Below are 17,156 nucleotides of genomic sequence, written 5' to 3' on the forward strand. Positions count from 1 at the left end.
TGCAGCCGCCAACGGCCATTGTGCACGCATGCGCTGCGCGCGCACTTGCGCAACTTGCCGAACATCGATGCGCATCTGTGCACAAAGCGGGCGGCACCGCGATTCTGTGCGGCGCAGGAGGCGTGGCGCAGCACCAGGCATCGCGCAAAGAGCCGACATGCGCGCCTTCGCACGTGATGCCTCGCAATAAACCCGCGCGGCGCTCGGCCCAGGCAGCGTTCGTGGCATCTCCGATCGGCAGGCGCGTGTCCTGGGACAAGCGCGCGACTGTCCTGCGCCTTCGCGAATGCAATCCCTGGCTCGCTGCGCCCTGCATCCCACTTGCCGCAGTTGGCGCATGCACCGATTGTCTATGTCATGTCGGCGGCGTAGCGTCCCGCCCTGCTCCACACCCCTGTTGCATTCCCCCGGAGAGACACATGAAGACACCACGGATTCTCGCCACCTTGCTGGCGATGACCACAGCCGTCCTTTCCGCCGCGCCCGCCCTGGCGCAGAACGTCACCGTCACCCCAAGCCAGACCTACCAGACGATCCAGGGCTTCGGCGGCATGAACGGCGCCGGTTGGATCGCCGACCTCACCTCGGCCCAGGTCGATCTGGCCTTCGGCAGCGGCGACGGCCAGATCGGCCTGTCGATCATGCGCATGCGCATCGACCCCTCCAGCTCGGGCTGGAGCCTGCAGGTACCGTCCGCGGTGCGCGCGCGCTCGCATGGCGCGGTGTTGCTGGCCTCGCCGTGGTCGCCGCCGGCGTACATGAAGTCGAACAACAGTCTCAACAATGGCGGCAAGCTGCTGACGCAGTACTACGGCGCCTATGCCAAGCACCTGCTGGACTTCTCCAACTACATGTCGGGCAAGGGCGCACCGCTGTACGCGCTGTCCCTGCAGAACGAGCCGGACTGGCATCCGGATTACGAGTCGGCGGAATGGAGCGCCAGCGACTTCACCAACTTCCTCAGCGCCCAGGGCGCCGGTTTCGGCAGCCTGAAAGTGCTCGCGGCCGAGTCGTTGAACTTCAATCCCACCCTGACCGACGCCCTGCTCAACAGCAGCGCCAGCCAGCACGTGGACCTCATCGGCGGCCATCTGTACGGAGTGCAGCCGAAGGACTATCCACTTGCGCGCAGCAAGGGCAAACCGCTGTGGATGACCGAGCACTACACCGACAATACCGACGGTAACGCCTGGCCGTCCGCGCTCGGCGTGGCCAGCGAGCTGCACAAGAGCATGGCGGCCAGCTACAGCGCCTACATCTGGTGGTACATCCGCCGCAGCTACGGCCTGATCACCGAAGGCGGCACGATCAGCAAGCGCGGCTACGCGATGGCGCAGTACGCGCGCTTCGTGCGTCCCGGCGCCACGCGGATCGGCGCGACCGCCGCACCCTACAGCGATGTCGCCGTCACCGCCTACAAGCGCACCGACAACAAGCTCGTGCTGGTCGCGGTCAACACCGGCACCCAGTACCGCGAACTGAAGGTCACCGTGCCCAGCGGCAGCGCCGCCAGCTTCACCAAGTACAGCACCTCGGCCAGCACCAATGTCGGCTACGGCGGCGCGTACCAGGTCAGCAACGGCCAGACTGCGTTCTATGTCGATCCGCAGAGCGTGGCGACGTTCATCAGTAACTGAGCATCGGCGTGGCGGCGTCCGGACCGATCCTCCGTTCGCCGCAGCGCACGATGCAGGAAGGATCTGCGGCCTGACGGGCCGCAGGTTCTTCCGCTCACGCATATCGCGCATTGCGCGTGGACCACTCCGCAACCTCCACGCATCGCCGTGTTGGGTGCGTGCTGCCTTCTGCATCCAGACGGATACGCGCTCGTTTTAGATCGGCGTAGCGACATGCACAGGCAACCGCGTCGGCGCCGATGTCGCTGCCTCGCTATCAGCCGATGCGTTGCACGGCCCGGTCGAGTTGCTGCAGGGCCGCCAGCGCCAGGTTGCGGAAGCCTGCGGAAATCGCATCTGCCTGCGCCACGCGCTCCCAGAACTCCAACGCCATGCCCGCAGCGGCACGCCACTCGTCCTGGTAGTCCGGCGTGGGCAAGGCCAGTGTGTAGTCGCGCTCCACCACCTCGCCGCTCGCCAGAGGACGGAACGCCATCGGCAGCATGTCGTAGGCCGGGGCCAGCGCCAGCGGACGCGTATCGGCAAGCAATACGCCTGCATTGCCAAGGTGCATGTCGTTGTTGCCGATCAGCGCGCCGAACCAGCCGTACACGCCAAGCCGCCGTGCATCGTCGCGATCGAGCCAGCCGTCGCGCTGCAATTGCCTGGAGAACAGCCACCAATCGATGCGACCATGCTCGTAATAGGCCGCGTCCAGTGCGGCCAGCGAAACAAAACCGCGCCGACCGAGATCCGGCGTGCGATCGAAGCGGGTGGACTGCAGGTACACGCGACCGTCGGCTTCGACGATCTCGCTGTCGGCAGCGGCCATGCCGTGCGCGCGCAACACCTGCCCGGCTAGCTGTTCGCAGCGCAGCAGGTCCGCCCATCGCTGCGCAGCGGGCGTGCCTGCGCGCTCGCTGAACTTGACGATGACGGACTGGAAGCGGCCGTCGTGCTGCAGCGTCGCGACGAACTTGGGCTGCTCCCCGCCCGCCGAGGAACCGACGGCTTCGCCGCGCAAGGCGGCCTCGGCGCGTTGCGGATACGCCTGCAGGCGCTGTGCCGGCGTGATCGTGTCGGCGGGCTGCAGCACTCCCTGCAGCGCGCGCTGCAGCGCCAGTTCGCCCAGGACCAGGTCGCCGGGCAGATCGTCTCCATGCCGCAGCAATCCCAGCACGATGTCGTCGGGCTGCCAGCGCAACAGGTCCGGCGATGCGCCGATGTCCTCGGCCACCCGGCGCGCGAAGGCGCGCCCGAGGAACCCCTGCGGCCGCTGGTCGTCAAGGAACCAGGGCAACCCGGGGAAGACGCCACTGGCGAATTCGCCGTGCAGCAAGGCAGGACACGCGATACGCGGCGCGAACAGGTAGCCGTCGCCATGCAAGGCATGCAACTCGCCGAGCGACTCGGCCTGGCCTTGCGCGGTAATGCGGAACAGCGCCAGCGGTTTCCGGAGCGCCCAACCTGGCGGCTGAGCGCGTAGCGGGTGGCGCGCGCCTTGCCGAGACGCACCACGCTGTCGCCCGCGGACAGCAACAGGCGCGACACCGTCGGCTGGCTGATCCCAAGCGCCGCGCCGATCTGGGAGGCGGTGCAGGCCCCCTGGCTGAGCAACAGCGCGGTCAACTCGTGGAGGCGGGAGTCACTCATGGGAGTGATTGAATAGATTTATGAATAGATAGTCAAGCCGTGCTTACTACTGATCCACTTGTGTATCAGCGACTTTCCCTTGGGCACCCAAACGCAGACGGAAGATTTTGAATAAATAAACGCTGGATCCATGGCTGATCGCTGGTGCTGGGTGGGGGCCGCCGTAGCGTCCCCCCACCCCAACACCAGCTAAACAGGCGGCGTCCAGCGGCAGACACGGCAGTACGGATCGGCGGCAGCAGCTTCTCCGGGGAGCGGGAGCTACGGGATGGACTGCATAGGTGCAATCGCCATGCAACGTCCGCTCGGCGGGTTCACCGCCGAGCGAGGTCAACAAGCCCCTAGGTCCAGTTGTCGTTGTCCAGGCCGCTGTCGTCGGCGAAGTCCTGGTCGGTGTCCTGCAGCGGCGCATCGTCGTAGTAGTTGTTGGTGACATTCTCGACCACGGTGGGCTGCGGCGACCCGCCACCGAGAAAACCGCCGTGGTGGCCACTGAGCAGACTCTCCACGCCTTCGAACAGGAACATGCCGCCGGCCACGCCTGCGGCGGTGGTCGCCGCGGTGCCGAGGAAACTCGAACCGCGCGCGGCCGGCGCCGCGACCGGCGCCTGCTCCGGCACGCTGCTGCCGCCGCCGAACAAACGCTCGCGCCACCCCGGTGCGGCCTGCGGCGCGGGCGCCGGCGGCAACGGCGGCGGTCCGGCATTGAATCCTTGGCCCAGAAAACTGGTGGCCGGCGGCGGCGGTGGCGCGGCCTGCTGCAGCTGCGCGATCTGCGCCTTGGCGCTCTCGAGCGCATGTTCGAGCAGCAAGGCCCGCTGCACCAGCAGATAGGCCGCATCCGGTTGGCCGGCCAAGCGCTCGCGGATCAGCGCATCGGCCTGCGGATCCTTCGCCACGCCGCCGGCGCTGCGCAGGCGGGCCAGGAAATCTTCGAGGAGCTGTTGTTCTTGCGGAGTCATACCAGTACCTGGAGGAGGTGACCGGCTCGATGCCGGCAGGCACAGCATGGGCATGGATGCGCCGCCGCCAAGGACGGCTGCGCGGGCTGGTGCGGCGACGTTCATCAAGGCCGCGCGGCCGGCGCGCCCGCAGGAGGGCGCAATCGACCGCACCCGCGCCGATTCCAGCATGACTTCCGGCATTTCCGCCCCAACCGGTAATGACTACATTTGTAGTCAACTTACGACTACGCAGGGTGAACGCAGATGCGGTGGCGAAGAATGCAATGGATCTCCGTGTTGGCTTTGGCCGCATCGGCGCCGGCATGGGGCGGCGAGCAATGGATCGTGGCCACGGACCTGTGGGGCAACCGCAGCTACCAGACGCTGGAACTGGACACGACCGGCACCCAGCTGCAGGGCCGGCTCGACAAGGCGTCGGTGCGCGGCACCCGCCATGGCGCTGCGCTGGCCTTCGAGGCCACTTCCGCCGACGGCAGCGTCTCCCGCTTCGATGGCCGCATCGAGGGCGACCGCATGCGCGGTCGCAGCGATCAGCCCGATCCCAATGCCGCCGGCGTGCACGCCAGCCATCCCTTCGACGCATGGCGCGTGCCGACCCGCGCTACCGCCGCGCCCCGGACCCACGACTTCGTGCCCCGCGACTACGCCAATGCCTTCAGCGCCGATCGTCCGCCGGTGCTGACGATCTGGCCGGGCGACACGGTGCGCACGCAGACGCTGGATTCCGGCGGCGTGGACGCGGGCGGCGTCACCCGCGCGCTGTACGGCAACCCGCAGGTCGGGCCGTTCTTCGTCGCCGGCGCCGAGCCCGGCGATACGCTTGCCATCCATCTGGTCTCGCTGCGGCTCAACCGCGATTCCGCCGACAGCCTGGACGGCCTGGTCGGACGCCTGCAGACGCCGCGCGTCGCCGCGCAGGCGGCCGGACTCGGCAAGCACGTGCGCTGGCGGCTGGACCGCGATGCGGCACTCGCGCATCCCGTCGACGGCGAAGGACCAATGCAGCACTTCGCGATTCCCGTGCGGCCGATGCTCGGCGGCCTGGCGCTGGCGCCCGGCTTCGGCAGCGCCGCCCTGTCCACCGGCGATACCGGCGCCAGCGGCGGCAACATGGATTTCAACGCGGTGGTCCAGGGCAATACCGTGTATCTGCCGGTGCAACAGCCGGGCGCGTTGCTCTATCTCGGCGACGGCCACGCGCTGCAGGGCGATGGCGAGACCACGCAGTGGGCGCTGGAGACCTCGCTGGATGTGGAATTCCGGGTCGAACTGATCAAGCACCGCGCGATCGCGATGCCGCGGGTCGAATCGCCCGAGCAGATCATGACCCTGGGCCAGGCCGGCTCCAGCGACGACGCGCTGCGCGTGGCCACCTCCGGCATGCTGCACTGGTTGCAGCAGGACTACGGTCTTTCGCTGGCGCAGGCCACGCAGGTGTTGGGCGTGGCGGTGCAGTACCGGGTGGTCAACCTCGCCGGACGCAGCGTCGGCGTGGCTGCCAGCGTCCACAAATCGGTGTTGCGCACGCTGGAGGCGCCGGCGCGCTGAAGCGCATTCGCCGAGTCAGTTACAGCCAGCAACGTTTACGGGAGCGACTTCAGGGCACCTCCAATAGGTCCCCAAAAAAGCATACGGATGCGCTTGCGAAGCGTGGTGCGCCCGGCCCGCAGGTTCCGGGTTCGAGGTGTTGAGATACCCGACGTGGCAACGGCGATTGGCAATCGAAACGCGATGGCGTTGCGGCCGCATTTCCCATGGATGCCCTGGGCACCATGGCCATGTCGTCCTCCTGTCGCGGCTGAAGCCGCTCCTACACCAAGCGTTCCGTGCCCCCTGTAGGAGCGGCTTCAGCCGCGACAGAAAAACAAAACGCCATCAACCCGCGCAGCGTGCAGCCTCTGGACTGACGTGATTAGAGGTGCCCTTCAGTCGCGAGCACGAGACCGGCAATACGTGCCACGCGCAATGGTCCATGACTGGCCCCATGTGCTGCGACCGCATGCGTGAGCCGACGTCTATTCCTCCGCAGCCTCGTCTGCCGCATCTTCGGCGCGCGGCAGACGCACCGCCCACATGTTGTCGATCAGGTTCGGATACGGGCGCCCATTCTCTTCCGCGCGCTGCCGCGCCGCGGCCTTCTGCGCAGGCGACAGCGGCTGCGAGCGCTGGCCGCGCGGCTTGGGCTTCTTCCAGGGCGGTGTCTTGGAGGTGGGCATGGCGCATTGGGCAGGAAGTGCGGAGCGATCAGCGTGAAGCAGGGCGGCTCGCGGGAAAGTGAAACGCTGCGCACGCACGCAGGCCGCCCCCCGGGCCCTCACTCCGAATCGATCCCCGCCAGCGCGAACACCCATCCCGGCACCACCGGCTCACCGGCGTAGAAGTCCTTGGGCTTGTGCTCGGCCATGGCCCAACGATGCAGCCAGCTGATGCCGCCGCGGCCGGTATAGCCCTCCGCGTGCCGGTAGGCCGGATCGCGCAATGCTTCGTCCAGGGTGACGAACGCATAGCCGCGGCGGCGCGTGGCAGCGATCAACTCCGGGAACGCGACGGCGTTCAATTCGTTGGCATGCATCAGCCACACCTGCGCGATGCGGCGGCCGAACAAGCGCTGCGATTGCGCCTCGAAATAATCCAGCTTGTTGAGCATGTACGGCACGTAGCCCTTGCGCAGCCGCAGCAGCGTGGCCTCGCGCGCCGCACCGTCCGGCTCGGTCTCCAGCACCTTCGCATAGGCGAAGGCCCACACCCAATCGCCGTTGTCCACGGTGACCGGCGCAATGCGATAGCCGCGCGCGGCGACGAAGGCGACGACCGCCTCGCGATCGGCATCGCTGCGGCCGGTGGCCAGGTAGGGATGGCGGAACCAGCGCAGCGGCTGCCCGTACTCGGCCAGCAAGGGCCGCAGCGTGCGCTCGCCGCGCACGATCGCGTCTTCGTAGGCGGGCAATCCCACCTCGTGCAGATTCACGTGGCCGTAGGTGTGATTGCCCAGCTCGTAGCCCGCGTCCAACCAATCGCGCAGCATCGCCACCCGCTGCGGTTGCAGCTGGCCGTCCCGTTCGAGTTTGTCCTCGTTGACGAAGCCGACGATCGGCACGTTCGCCTGCTTCAACGAGGCCATCAGCTGCGCGTGGAACGCCGGCAGCTGCGCGTCCGGGGTCTTGCCCATGCGCTGCCATGGCAGATCGTCGATGGTCACGGCGATACGGCGATCGTCCTGCGCCTGCGCAATACCGAACACGGCCAGCAAGGCCAGCAACACGAAGCGATAGCGGTTCATCGGCCTGCACCCGATCCTGGAAAGGGTGCGAGTCTAGCGGGTACGGCCGCTTCCACACCCATGGCAGCATCGGGATGCCATGGGTGTGGCGCACTCGCACCGCGCGTGGCAGCCGTCGCGAGCCCCAACGCACGCGCGGTGTGAGTGCCTGCAGTTGGACCGAGCTCTTCCGGCCGGCGCCGCCATCGGCCAACGCAATCGGAGTGCCGAACAGACAACTTCGTAGCCGAACTTCTGCCCACCAACTCGCTCAAACGTGCCAGAGCAACGCAGGAATCGTCTGCGGCGTCGCTCTATTTCAGGAGCGCTGCAGTGCTACGCACCGCCCTGCGCCATCATTCATTTTCCAGCCAGCCACTACGCCCGCATCCGCGTAACCTTGCCCGCCTCACACGCTCGCTTCGCGCCAGGCGCGCCCAATGTCGTCTTCTTCGCACTCACCAGCGCCGCTGTCGCCGGCGCCTTCGCTCGCTCCTGCCCTGGCCGCCGCGCACATGCCGCGCCGGTTCGCGCCGGTGGATAGGCGCGTGCTGCGCCTGTGCGTCCTGGCAGTGCTCATCGGCGCGTTGGTGGCGGTGACGGCGCAGCTGCTCACCGCGCTGATCGGCCTGGTCACCAACCTCGTCTACTACGGTCACTGGAGCACCGCGTTCGCCAGTCCGGCCGGGCATCGGCTCGGCGCCTGGGCAATCCTGTTGCCGGTCGCCGGCGGCCTGGTGGTCGGCGCGATGGCCCGCTGGGGCTCGCGCGCGATCCGCGGCCACGGCATTCCCGAGGCAATGGAGCAGGTGCTGCGCAACGAAAGCCGCATTCCGCCGCGGATGATCTGGCTCAAGCCGGTGTCCTCGGCGGTGGCGATCGGCACCGGCGGCCCGTTCGGCGCAGAAGGGCCGATCATCGCCACCGGCGGCGCGCTCGGCTCGCTGCTTGGGCAGCTGCTGCGGGTCACCGCCGACGAACGCAAGACGCTGCTTGCCGCCGGTGCGGCCGCCGGCACTGCGGCCATCTTCTCCGCGCCGATCTCCGCGGTGCTGCTGGCGATCGAGCTGTTGCTGTTCGAATGGCGCGCGCGCTCGCTGATCCCGGTCGCACTGGCGGCGGCGGTCGGTGCCGGCGCGCACCTGGCGCTGGACGGCAGCGCGCCGATGTTCGCGGTGCCCGCGCTGGCGCCGGCGCAGGTCTCGGCGCTCGTCGCCTACCTGGCGCTCGGACTGATCTCCGGCATCGCCGGGGTCGGCATCACCAAGCTCGCCTACGCGATCGAGGACGGCTTCGAGCGATTGCCGATCCATTGGATGTGGTGGCCGGCGATCGGCGGGCTGGCGGTGGGCGCGATCGGCTGGTGGATGCCGCGCACGCTCGGCGTCGGCTACGACAACATCGCCGGTGCCATCGCCGGGCAACTCGGCGTGGCGACGCTGCTGGCGCTGTGCGTGGCCAAGCTGCTGTCGTGGTCGATCGCGCTCGGCAGCGGCACCTCCGGCGGTACCCTGGCGCCACTGTTCACCATCGGCAGCGCGCTTGGCGGCGTGCTCGGCGCGGCCGTTTCGAGCTGGGCGCCGTGGTTGCACGTGGACCCGCACATGGCCGCCCTGGTGTGCATGGCGGCGGTCTTCGCCGGTGCTTCGCGCGCGTTCCTGACCTCGGTGATGTTCGCCTTCGAGACCACCCAACAGCCGCACGCCCTGCTGCCGCTGCTCGGCGCCTGCGCAGTCGCCTACCTGGTGTCCGGGCTGACCATGCGCCACACGATCATGACCGAGAAGATCGCCCGGCGCGGCGTGCGCGTACCCAGCGATTATGCGGCCGACTATCTCGACCGGATCGCGGTCGGCGAGGCGTGCAGCCGCGAGGTGGTCGCGCTGCGCAGCGACGAAGCGTTGGCGCAGGTGCGTGCCCGCCTCGATGCAGGCGGCGCGGCGTTCCGGCACCAGGGATTCCCGGTGGTGGACGCCGCCGGCCAGGCCATCGGCGTCGTCACCCGGCGCGACCTGCTCGATCCGAACCGGCAAGCCGACACGCGCATTGGCACCCTGCTCAAACGTCCGCTGCTGGCGGTGCGCGAAGATCACTCGCTGCGCGAAGCGGCCGACCACATGGTGGAAGCGGACGTGGGCCGGCTGGTCGTCGTTGGCCGCGCACCGCCGCATGCGATGGTCGGCATCCTGACCCGCGGCGATCTGCTGGCCGCGCATGCGCAACGCCTGCGCCAGGCGCGACATGCCGATCGGCACTTTCGTGGCAAGGCAAAACCGCAACCCTGATATCCGGCGGAATGCACGATGCGATTCGCGTAGTGGTTGTAGGCAGCGGAGCCGCTTGCTGCGCAGGCAAGCATGCCTGGAACTTCAGCATTTAGAAGTGTTCCGCTCCACCTTCGCGGACCGAGCGAAGCGATCGCGAGGCCATCGCGCCCTTCGCTATGGCGCGGTGGACGAGGCTCTCACGATAAGCAAGGCGTGGCAGATCGGCGACCTGCCACGCCCCGCGCTCACATCGACTTCTTGATCGCTTCCGCTTTTGCCAGATGCTGTTCGACGTGGGTCTTGGTCTCGGCCAGGTGCGCCTTGACCGGCTCCGTCGAGGCCGCCGCTTTCATGCGCGTGTCGATCAACTCCAGCGCCTCCTTGTGCCCGGCGATCATCGCGTCGATATAGGCTGCCGCGTAGTCCTTGCCGGACTTCTGGCCCAAGGTCGCCAGCTCCTGCTCGCCCTTGGTTTCGAGTTGCTTGACGTCGGGCGTCTCGGCCAGCGTGCCGAGTGCCTTGGTCTTCTCCAGGTTGTCGGAGTGCTCCTTCTCCATCATCTTGGCGTAGTCGAGCACCGCGCCGGTCACCTGCTTCTCCTGCGCCTGCTTTGCCGCAGCGATTTCGTTCTTGTCGACTGCGCCCAGCAGGCCCAGCGCGATGTCGTCGCCCGAACTCGCGCGCGCCGCGCCCTCCGGTGCCGGGCTCGCCTCGCCGACCGGCGGCGTGGTGGGAGTGGCAGCGCCGCCCACCGGGGTCGGCTCGGTGCTCGCGGCCGGCGTGTCGGCCGTCGGCGCCGGTGCCGGCGCGTCGTTGTCCTTGTTCGGCTTGCACCCTGCGATGGCCAGCGTTGCCGCGATGGACAGGACCAACAGTGAATGTTTCATGTGCGATTCCCTTTTGGATGGGAGCATCAGCATCGCCCCATGCAGGTGAAGAAGGCTCATACAAACCGCCTGAATTCTTCAGTTCGCAACTTCACGCGTTGCGCACCAGGCGGAGCGTATGCCGCCACTTCCGGACTCGCTGTGGCGAACGGCACATCGCGCTGCCGCAACACCACTCTTCGTGACGCACTGCGCGTCGATCGTCGGCAGCGACCGCGTGCGGTGTGTGCATTCACTCAGTACTTGAGCGCATCCGCCGCAGGCGCAAGCGGCGCGAACCGCGCACGCGTGAAATCGTGCAACAAGCGGAAAACCTGTTCGCCTTCCTGCGCATAGCGCCGGAAATCGCTTTTGACCAGGCGGTACAGGCAACCATTGCGGGCAAACAGCAGATCGCCGCCATCCCAATCGGCCCAGTCGGTGCCGGGCAGGTCCAGCAGCACGGCGCCGTCGCGGTCCAGCACACGATAATCCAGTTCGTACCATGCCGCATTCTCGCGACCGATGGACTGCAGCAGCGACTGCAACCGCCGGCCATTGGCGCCCGGCTTCTCCCATACGCGCGGACGGGTGAAGCGATACATCACGTCCGCGGTCAGTGCGCCGATTTCGCCCGCGCCTGCATCGATCACCTGCCAGCCGTCGCGCTGCCGCAGCACGCTGTCTATCGGCTCGTCCTCGCCGCCGCCGGAACCGCGGCCGAGTGGGCGCACCTGCATGTCGTGCGGCAGCTGAAAGCCGGTCGGCAGCGGAAAGGGATCGCGACCTTCCTGCGGGCGGTGGTTCAACAGCAGCGTCCGCTCGTCCTCGAACACGCCGCCGCCGCCCCAGCAGTCGCCCTTCGGCCACAACGCCAGCGCGGTCAAGAACGGCGGACGCGACAGCGCCGTCCACGTGACGAAGTCGCCCTGCTGCTTGGACGCGAAATACACCAGTAACCGGCCCGACGGCGACAGATCGCAACGCCGCTCGTAGATCCGGCCCTTGAACCACTGCCCATGCTCGAAACTGTCGTCGCGCAGGTCCCAGCGGATCAGCTGCACCTGCTTGCTGGGCCCGCGGCGGAAGATCACCCCGCTGCGGCCTTCGCGTGCCAGCAGCGCATAGAGTCGCGTGGCGGGGGCAGGCTGCCCGTCGTCGTGTTGAATGGATTGCAAGCGATCGCTTCCATGAAAAGCACAGGCTGGCCGAACCTGCCGCGTGCGGACGGATGGACCGGCACTCGGTTCTGCACCGGCGCCCATCCTACCCGCATGCGCCGCGGCCGGCAGGTCGTCCAACAGCGCGGCGCGATGCGCAGTCCCGGCAATGCGTCGTGCTCGGAATGCGCAGCAACCGCCACACCCTTCGAGAACTGCAATCGTCGAAATGCGTGGAACGATCGCAAAGACCATGCGCGACCTTGCGGTCGCACGCGCCTCCGCCCGCATGACACGCGCAAAAAAGCCGCGGTAAGCTGCCGCCACCAGCTATTCCCCCGTGCCCTCTCATGCGCAACGTTCAAACCGATGCACTCTCCATCGACCTGCCCGATCGCTTCAGCGTCGTGCGGCAGATCGGCCAGTTCATCAAGGCCGCGTATCCCGTCGCCGACGACGAGGTCTCGCTCGGCATCGTGATCGTGCGGCACAAGACCCCGCACGACGCGACCGCCGCCGATCCATGGGCGAGCTTCCGCGCCGAGTGCCGCACACGGCGCGGCGACGTGGACGTACTGGCAGAACAGGCGCTGGAGATCGACGGCCATGCGGCACTGAAGATGACATTGCAGGGCAACGGCTATGCCTATCTGTTCGTCATGGTCCAGCTGGACGACGCGCTGTACCTGGACATTGCGGGCGACTGCCCGGCCGGGACCGAGGCCGAACACTTTCCCGTGCTCGACGCCGCGCTGCGCAGCCTGCGCGTGACCGGCGATCCCGCCGCCGCGCTGGCGGCGCACGAGGCCTGGATGCAAGACATGTTCGGCGACGATGCGGATGAGGACGACGCCACCGACGCGCATCCCGCACCGGCAACCGAGCAGGCGGAGCCGTTCCGCATTCCCGACAATGGCGTGGAGGTGTTCCGGATCGACGACCTGGCGTTCGAGTTCCTGCGCGAGACCGAAGCACGCATCGGCACAGCGAGCGCCACCGGCAACGAGCTGACCATCGATCTGCAGGCCCGCGCGCGCAAGGCGGACGCCGCTGCGCGGTCGCACCTGGTGGACGACACCAAGGTCTACTTCCGCTTCTCGGCCAAGGGCATTCACCGCGCCGGAATACCGACCGGCCGGATCCGTTTCGAGGACGATCGCGAGCCCGACCACCAAGCCTATCTCTGGTCCGGCGGGCTGCGCCACGACCTCAAGCTCTGGGGCGAACTGGTGCTGGAACAGGGTTGGGTCGGCTTCAGCGGCTACCTGCAGGCCCATGGTGCTGGCCACCGCTATCCGGTGCGCATCGCGCGCAAGCTGGCGACAGATGCGCTGGACTGGTCGAACTACCGCTTCACCTCGATGGAGGAAGCCTCGAGCGCGCCTGCCGGCGTGCCGCACCACCTGCATCTGTCCAACCTGGCCGGGCCCACGTTGCCCGACGCGCTGTTCGCCTACAAAGCGCTGCGTTCGCTCAGCCTCTACTACGACGACGAAACCGCCGCCGCCAACGGCGTGCGCGAACTGCCGGACGCGATTGCGGGCCTGTCGCATCTGCAAGAACTGGCCATCGTACGTGCCAGCGCACTCGCGCGCCTGCCCGCCGCGCTCGGCACGTTGCGCGCATTACGACACCTGCACATCACCGGCACCGGCATCCGCACGCTGCCGCCGGAACTGCTGTCGCTGCCGTTGGTGTATTGCGTGCTCGACAACAATGCCCTCGCGCAACTGCCCGACGCGCCGTTCCCGGCCACGCTCAAGACCGTCTCGCTCGCGCGCAACCAATTGCAAACCGTGCCCGCCAGCGTGGCGGCGTTGTCGGCGCTGCAACGGCTGGATCTCACCCACAACCCGTTGACCGCACTGCCTGCAGGCCTGGAACGCATCGAGCGATTGGAACTGGAACTGCCGAAGAAGCACGCGCTGCTGGATTACCGCTACAAGGGCGCCGACGGCCAGGGCACCATCGCCTTCGACGACGACGTCTTTTTCGCACGTAACGACGCGATGCTGGCAAGGCAGCTGGACGAGGCGCTGGCCAGCGACGCGCAATGGACAGCGTACCGCTCCGGGATGCAGGCGTTGGCCTGGCACGCGCTGGCACTGGCCACGGACGCGCCGGACGACTACAGGGCGCGCGGCAACACCCGCTTCGGCGGACTGCCCGACCTGCCGCCGGACACGTCCTATCCACGCCATACCGGCGCCGACGGCAGCGACAGGCCCATGCAGTTCATCGCGCAACTGGACTGCACGCAGCTGGCACCGCTGCAGCGCTACCTGCCGCGGACCGGCGTGCTGTATTTCTTCATCTCCGACCAAGAGGAGCTCGCGCCACGGGTCTTCCACTACGACGGTCCGCGCGACGCCCTGCAGACGGCCGCGGACCTGGCGCGCGACGGCGTGCAGTTCGACGATGAGGAAGACGGCTCCCAACCCTACCGCGCCAACGCCAGCACCTGGATCAGCGTGCCGCATTTCTATTCCGACCAGGCCTACTACCAGGGAGCGGCCGAAGGCCTGGACAGCCTGGAAGACGCATACGAACGCGTCGAGTCGCTACGCGAGGGCCTGGCAGCGCGATCCGCCATCCGGCCGGTGCACGGCGTGAACAGCCATGTGTTCAAGCAGCACGACACCCCGCTGAGCGAAGCCGCCAACCGCCTGCGCGGGCGCGCCGAGGACTTCATGGTGCTGTTACGCGTCGCCTCGGACCCGCAACCCGGTTTCTGCTTCTGGGACGCGGGCGAACTGTATTTCGTGATCCACAAGAGCGACCTCGCCAGGCGGGATTTCTCCAATGTGTATTGCGGGTTGGAGAGCAGCTAGGCGGCTCCTCGCCGCGCGCTAGCGCATGCCCAGGCTGCGCGTGCGCCCCATGCATCGCCGTTCGCCGGCATCGCGAACCATCCGCCAACACCGCCCCTCAATGCTCGATCAGGATGTTCCATCCGCCGAAACGCGCGGCCATATGCCCGTTGTTGAGACCGTTGGTCCCGGTGGCGATCTCCGTACCGATATGCGCACTTCCCAGCACCAGATTGGCGACAGAGAAATTGGAGCCGGGAAAGTTGGTATTGACTTGGTTGACGATCTTCTCGATGTTCTGGCGGGTCAGGCAATAGCCGAACCAGGTGTCGTCCTTCCAGATCGACGAACGCACCGATGCGGACCCTGGCGAAGTGGTGATGAGCTCCTGCGACCCATAGTAGGTGGCGACCATGGGCACGTTGGTGGCGCCGGTTCCCCCGTCGAACCCCACGTATTCGGAGACCGGCGCAGTCGAGAACAGGATGGCGCCGATGGTGAACCACTTGTTGCTGGTGATATCGCGCAACGAGAAGTTGGCGCCGGAATAGTTGGTCGAGCCCTCGCCACTCCACGAGCTGGGGACCGCGGCGGAGAATCCCATGCACAGCTTCGCATCGGCTCCATACACGCCGCCCCAGGGCCGCACCAGCCGGTCGTCGGAAAAGTCCAGCCCGAAGTTGATCGTCTTTAGTGGGCGGTCCTGCACGTATGGGGACGAGTTCGTATGCAGTTGGAAGGCGATGCGGTCCTGGTAGGCCTGCACCGCGGTGGCCCCGAGCCAGCCGGCATCGACCGTGCGCTCCAACACAGCGCGCTGGCCAGCGGGAATCTGCAGCCCCGTGAATGCGGAGACATCCCAGGCCGGAACCTGCGTCGTCGCACCAATACCGTACGTGGTGATGGTGCCGATGTTCGGCGTGGGCCCGCCGCTGGGATTGTTGATCAAGATCGGCGCGATGGCATCCACGCTTGGCTGTGTATACAGGAACGTGGTGGCGGCCTGCGCGGCGCACGCGGGCAGCAGCAGGCACGTGGTGAGTGCGATCTTCGACACCAGGAAACTCCTTGTCGTAATGGACAAAAGACGCGAGCCGGGCGGCGCGACGTACGGCTAGGCATGCCCGACATCCGTGTGACCCGTCAGCCGCGTTTTGGCCGGGTGAAATGCAAGCATGCATGACCTGCGTATCAGCACACGCGACACCATGGGGTTCGCGACGTCTCCGCCGTGCAAGCGACACAACGAGATTGCGTGCTCGCAGTGGTGACGCAGCCAGGTGGTCCGGCCGACGGCCGGTCAGCCGCAGGAACGCGATGCGGCAGGCACCGAATCCGGAGTCGGGATCGACGGCGCAATTGGATCGGTGGATCGGCGCAGATGCGGCGGCGACACCGATCGCCGCATCCGCCACCGCCTACTTGGCGATCACCGGCGTCCCCGACGGCACCATGTAGCACGCCTGCGCCTTGGCGCAGGCCTCGGCGTTGATCTCGGCGATCTGGCTGGCCAGGTACTGCTCCGGGGTCAGGCCCATGCGATTGCGGTACGCGTTGTCGGCGTCGGCCTTGGCCACCTGTTCCTGCTCGCGCTGGCGCTCGGCGGTGGTCGCCTCGACCAGCGTCTTGACCCGTTGCTGCTGCGCGGCGGTGAGGTTCATCTGCTGCAGCACATCCGCATTGGGCCGCGCGCGCCCAAGCGTGATGTTCTGGATCTGGATCGGCAGGCCCTGCTCCTTGACCAGCGCACGCACACTCTCGGTCACCGCATCGTCGATCTTTCGGGCGCTGTCCGGGTCGCTCATCATCCGCGTCATGTCGTAGCGCTTCACCTGGTCGCGCACGATCGCCGCGTACTGGCTGGCCACGTTGTTCTTGAACCAGTCCTGCCCGAAGCCCGACAGCAGCAACGCCGGCGCGGTGATCCGATATTGGATCTGGGTGGAGAAGTCCAGCAGGATGTTGTCGCTGGACGAAAAATCGTCGAATGCCACCTGCACCGTCTGCGGCGTGACATCCACGTACACCGCCGAGGTGGTCCACCAGGCATAGGTACGGCCGGGCTCGCGCACATCGTCCAGGCGGATGCCGCCCTTGCTCCAGAAAATGGGTTTGTCGACCAGCACGGCCTGCTGCCCCGGATCGGGCGAGACCACGGTACAGGCGCAGAGCAGGCTCGCCATCGCGGCGGCCAACGGAAGGTGTTTCATCGATGTCCCCTTGCAGGCCGGCGCATTGCCGCCCATCGCGCGCCGATGCTAGCCGATCCCGGCGGGCAAGACATCCCCGTCAGGACAGCGCCAACAGGTGCATCCCCATCCGAATCCCCAGGACCAGCATCCACACCGACAGCAGGGCGTACACGAGCAGCAAACACCAGAACCTGCGCGGCTGGCGCGTCCGGTAGAACACCAACTGGCGCGCGCCGGTCACGCCCTTGCGCCAGCACAGCAATGTGATCGCCAGGAACAACACGCCGAAGCCCAGCACCACCAGGAACGCGACCCACTTCACTGCAGACTCCTCCCTCGTTGTGCGCCGGCGCCAATGCCGCCGCACA

Annotated in this window: 13 protein-coding genes; 4 read left to right on the forward strand and 9 right to left on the reverse strand. The window is 67.3% G+C overall.

Annotated elements, in window-relative coordinates:
• The first annotated feature begins 419 nt into the window (after nucleotides 1-419).
• Entirely contained in the window at nucleotides 420-1,637 is a 1,218-nt protein-coding gene (locus AB3X08_RS19445; RefSeq protein ID WP_369934466.1) for a glycoside hydrolase family 30 beta sandwich domain-containing protein, read from the forward strand.
• Nucleotides 1,638-1,893: 256 nt separating this feature from the next.
• Here AB3X08_RS19445 and yjjJ read toward each other — a convergent pair whose 3' ends face one another.
• On the reverse strand, nucleotides 1,894-3,012 hold the full coding sequence (gene yjjJ / locus AB3X08_RS19450; protein ID WP_369934468.1) for a type II toxin-antitoxin system HipA family toxin YjjJ: 1,119 nt from the start codon (nucleotides 3,010-3,012) through the stop codon (nucleotides 1,894-1,896).
• Nucleotides 3,013-3,610: 598 nt separating this feature from the next.
• Complete coding sequence (locus AB3X08_RS19455) at nucleotides 3,611-4,231, reverse strand: DUF2076 domain-containing protein (protein ID WP_369934469.1); 621 nt, start codon at nucleotides 4,229-4,231, stop codon at nucleotides 3,611-3,613.
• Between the two features lie 261 nt (nucleotides 4,232-4,492).
• On the opposite strand from AB3X08_RS19455, the gene AB3X08_RS19460 reads away from it, so the two are divergent.
• Nucleotides 4,493-5,782, forward strand: coding sequence for an acetamidase/formamidase family protein (locus tag AB3X08_RS19460; protein WP_369934472.1), 1,290 nt, complete (start codon nucleotides 4,493-4,495; stop codon nucleotides 5,780-5,782).
• 467 nt (nucleotides 5,783-6,249) lie between these two features.
• On the opposite strand, the gene AB3X08_RS19465 is transcribed toward AB3X08_RS19460, so the two are convergent.
• Both AB3X08_RS19465 and AB3X08_RS19470 read right to left on the reverse strand, forming a co-directional pair.
• Nucleotides 6,250-6,450, reverse strand: coding sequence for a hypothetical protein (locus AB3X08_RS19465; RefSeq protein ID WP_369934474.1), 201 nt, complete (start codon nucleotides 6,448-6,450; stop codon nucleotides 6,250-6,252).
• A gap of 98 nt (nucleotides 6,451-6,548) precedes the next feature.
• Nucleotides 6,549-7,514, reverse strand: coding sequence for a polysaccharide deacetylase family protein (locus AB3X08_RS19470; protein ID WP_369934476.1), 966 nt, complete (start codon nucleotides 7,512-7,514; stop codon nucleotides 6,549-6,551).
• A gap of 494 nt (nucleotides 7,515-8,008) precedes the next feature.
• On the opposite strand from AB3X08_RS19470, the gene AB3X08_RS19475 reads away from it, so the two are divergent.
• On the forward strand, nucleotides 8,009-9,778 hold the full coding sequence (locus tag AB3X08_RS19475; protein ID WP_369938585.1) for a chloride channel protein: 1,770 nt from the start codon (nucleotides 8,009-8,011) through the stop codon (nucleotides 9,776-9,778).
• Between the two features lie 227 nt (nucleotides 9,779-10,005).
• Here AB3X08_RS19475 and AB3X08_RS19480 read toward each other — a convergent pair whose 3' ends face one another.
• Together AB3X08_RS19480 and AB3X08_RS19485 are read right to left on the reverse strand one after the other, a co-directional pair.
• Complete coding sequence (locus AB3X08_RS19480) at nucleotides 10,006-10,647, reverse strand: DUF4142 domain-containing protein (RefSeq protein WP_369934477.1); 642 nt, start codon at nucleotides 10,645-10,647, stop codon at nucleotides 10,006-10,008.
• 236 nt (nucleotides 10,648-10,883) lie between these two features.
• Nucleotides 10,884-12,041, reverse strand: coding sequence for a hypothetical protein (locus tag AB3X08_RS19485; RefSeq protein ID WP_369934479.1), 1,158 nt, complete (start codon nucleotides 12,039-12,041; stop codon nucleotides 10,884-10,886).
• 95 nt (nucleotides 12,042-12,136) lie between these two features.
• On the opposite strand from AB3X08_RS19485, the gene AB3X08_RS19490 reads away from it, so the two are divergent.
• Nucleotides 12,137-14,617 (forward strand): DUF1963 domain-containing protein, encoded by a 2,481-nt coding sequence (locus tag AB3X08_RS19490; protein WP_369934481.1) that lies wholly within the window; start codon nucleotides 12,137-12,139, stop codon nucleotides 14,615-14,617.
• A gap of 97 nt (nucleotides 14,618-14,714) precedes the next feature.
• Here the strand turns inward: AB3X08_RS19490 and AB3X08_RS19495 are convergent, their stop codons facing one another.
• The 3 genes from AB3X08_RS19495 to AB3X08_RS19505 form a co-directional block, all read right to left on the reverse strand.
• Nucleotides 14,715-15,653: a hypothetical protein gene (locus AB3X08_RS19495; RefSeq protein ID WP_369934483.1), complete on the reverse strand. Its 939-nt coding sequence runs from the start codon at nucleotides 15,651-15,653 to the stop codon at nucleotides 14,715-14,717.
• Between the two features lie 361 nt (nucleotides 15,654-16,014).
• On the reverse strand, nucleotides 16,015-16,806 hold the full coding sequence (locus AB3X08_RS19500) for an SPFH domain-containing protein (protein WP_369934484.1): 792 nt from the start codon (nucleotides 16,804-16,806) through the stop codon (nucleotides 16,015-16,017).
• Between the two features lie 79 nt (nucleotides 16,807-16,885).
• Nucleotides 16,886-17,110 carry a hypothetical protein gene (locus AB3X08_RS19505; protein WP_369934486.1) on the reverse strand — a complete coding sequence of 75 codons (225 nt, stop codon included), beginning with the start codon at nucleotides 17,108-17,110 and terminating at the stop codon, nucleotides 16,886-16,888.
• Nucleotides 17,111-17,156: the final 46 nt, after the last annotated feature.

The sequence above is a fragment of the Xanthomonas sp. DAR 34887 genome (assembly GCF_041245805.1).
GTDB classification, from domain to species: Bacteria; Pseudomonadota; Gammaproteobacteria; order Xanthomonadales; family Xanthomonadaceae; genus Xanthomonas_A; species Xanthomonas_A tesorieronis.

Bases quoted from the DNA above. Each gene is read 5' to 3' on its own strand.
- AB3X08_RS19480 (WP_369934477.1), bottom strand. From the start codon at position 10,647: ATGAAACATTCACTGTTGGTCCTGTCCATCGCGGCAACGCTGGCCATC.
- AB3X08_RS19475 (WP_369938585.1), top strand. From the start codon at position 8,009: ATGCCGCGCCGGTTCGCGCCGGTGGATAGGCGCGTGCTGCGCCTGTGC.
- AB3X08_RS19455 (WP_369934469.1), bottom strand. From the start codon at position 4,231: ATGACTCCGCAAGAACAACAGCTCCTCGAAGATTTCCTGGCCCGCCTG.
- AB3X08_RS19465 (WP_369934474.1), bottom strand. From the start codon at position 6,450: ATGCCCACCTCCAAGACACCGCCCTGGAAGAAGCCCAAGCCGCGCGGC.
- AB3X08_RS19500 (WP_369934484.1), bottom strand. From the start codon at position 16,806: ATGAAACACCTTCCGTTGGCCGCCGCGATGGCGAGCCTGCTCTGCGCC.
- AB3X08_RS19470 (WP_369934476.1), bottom strand. From the start codon at position 7,514: ATGAACCGCTATCGCTTCGTGTTGCTGGCCTTGCTGGCCGTGTTCGGT.
- AB3X08_RS19445 (WP_369934466.1), top strand. From the start codon at position 420: ATGAAGACACCACGGATTCTCGCCACCTTGCTGGCGATGACCACAGCC.
- AB3X08_RS19490 (WP_369934481.1), top strand. From the start codon at position 12,137: ATGCGCAACGTTCAAACCGATGCACTCTCCATCGACCTGCCCGATCGC.
- AB3X08_RS19485 (WP_369934479.1), bottom strand. From the start codon at position 12,041: ATGGTCTTTGCGATCGTTCCACGCATTTCGACGATTGCAGTTCTCGAA.
- AB3X08_RS19460 (WP_369934472.1), top strand. From the start codon at position 4,493: ATGCAATGGATCTCCGTGTTGGCTTTGGCCGCATCGGCGCCGGCATGG.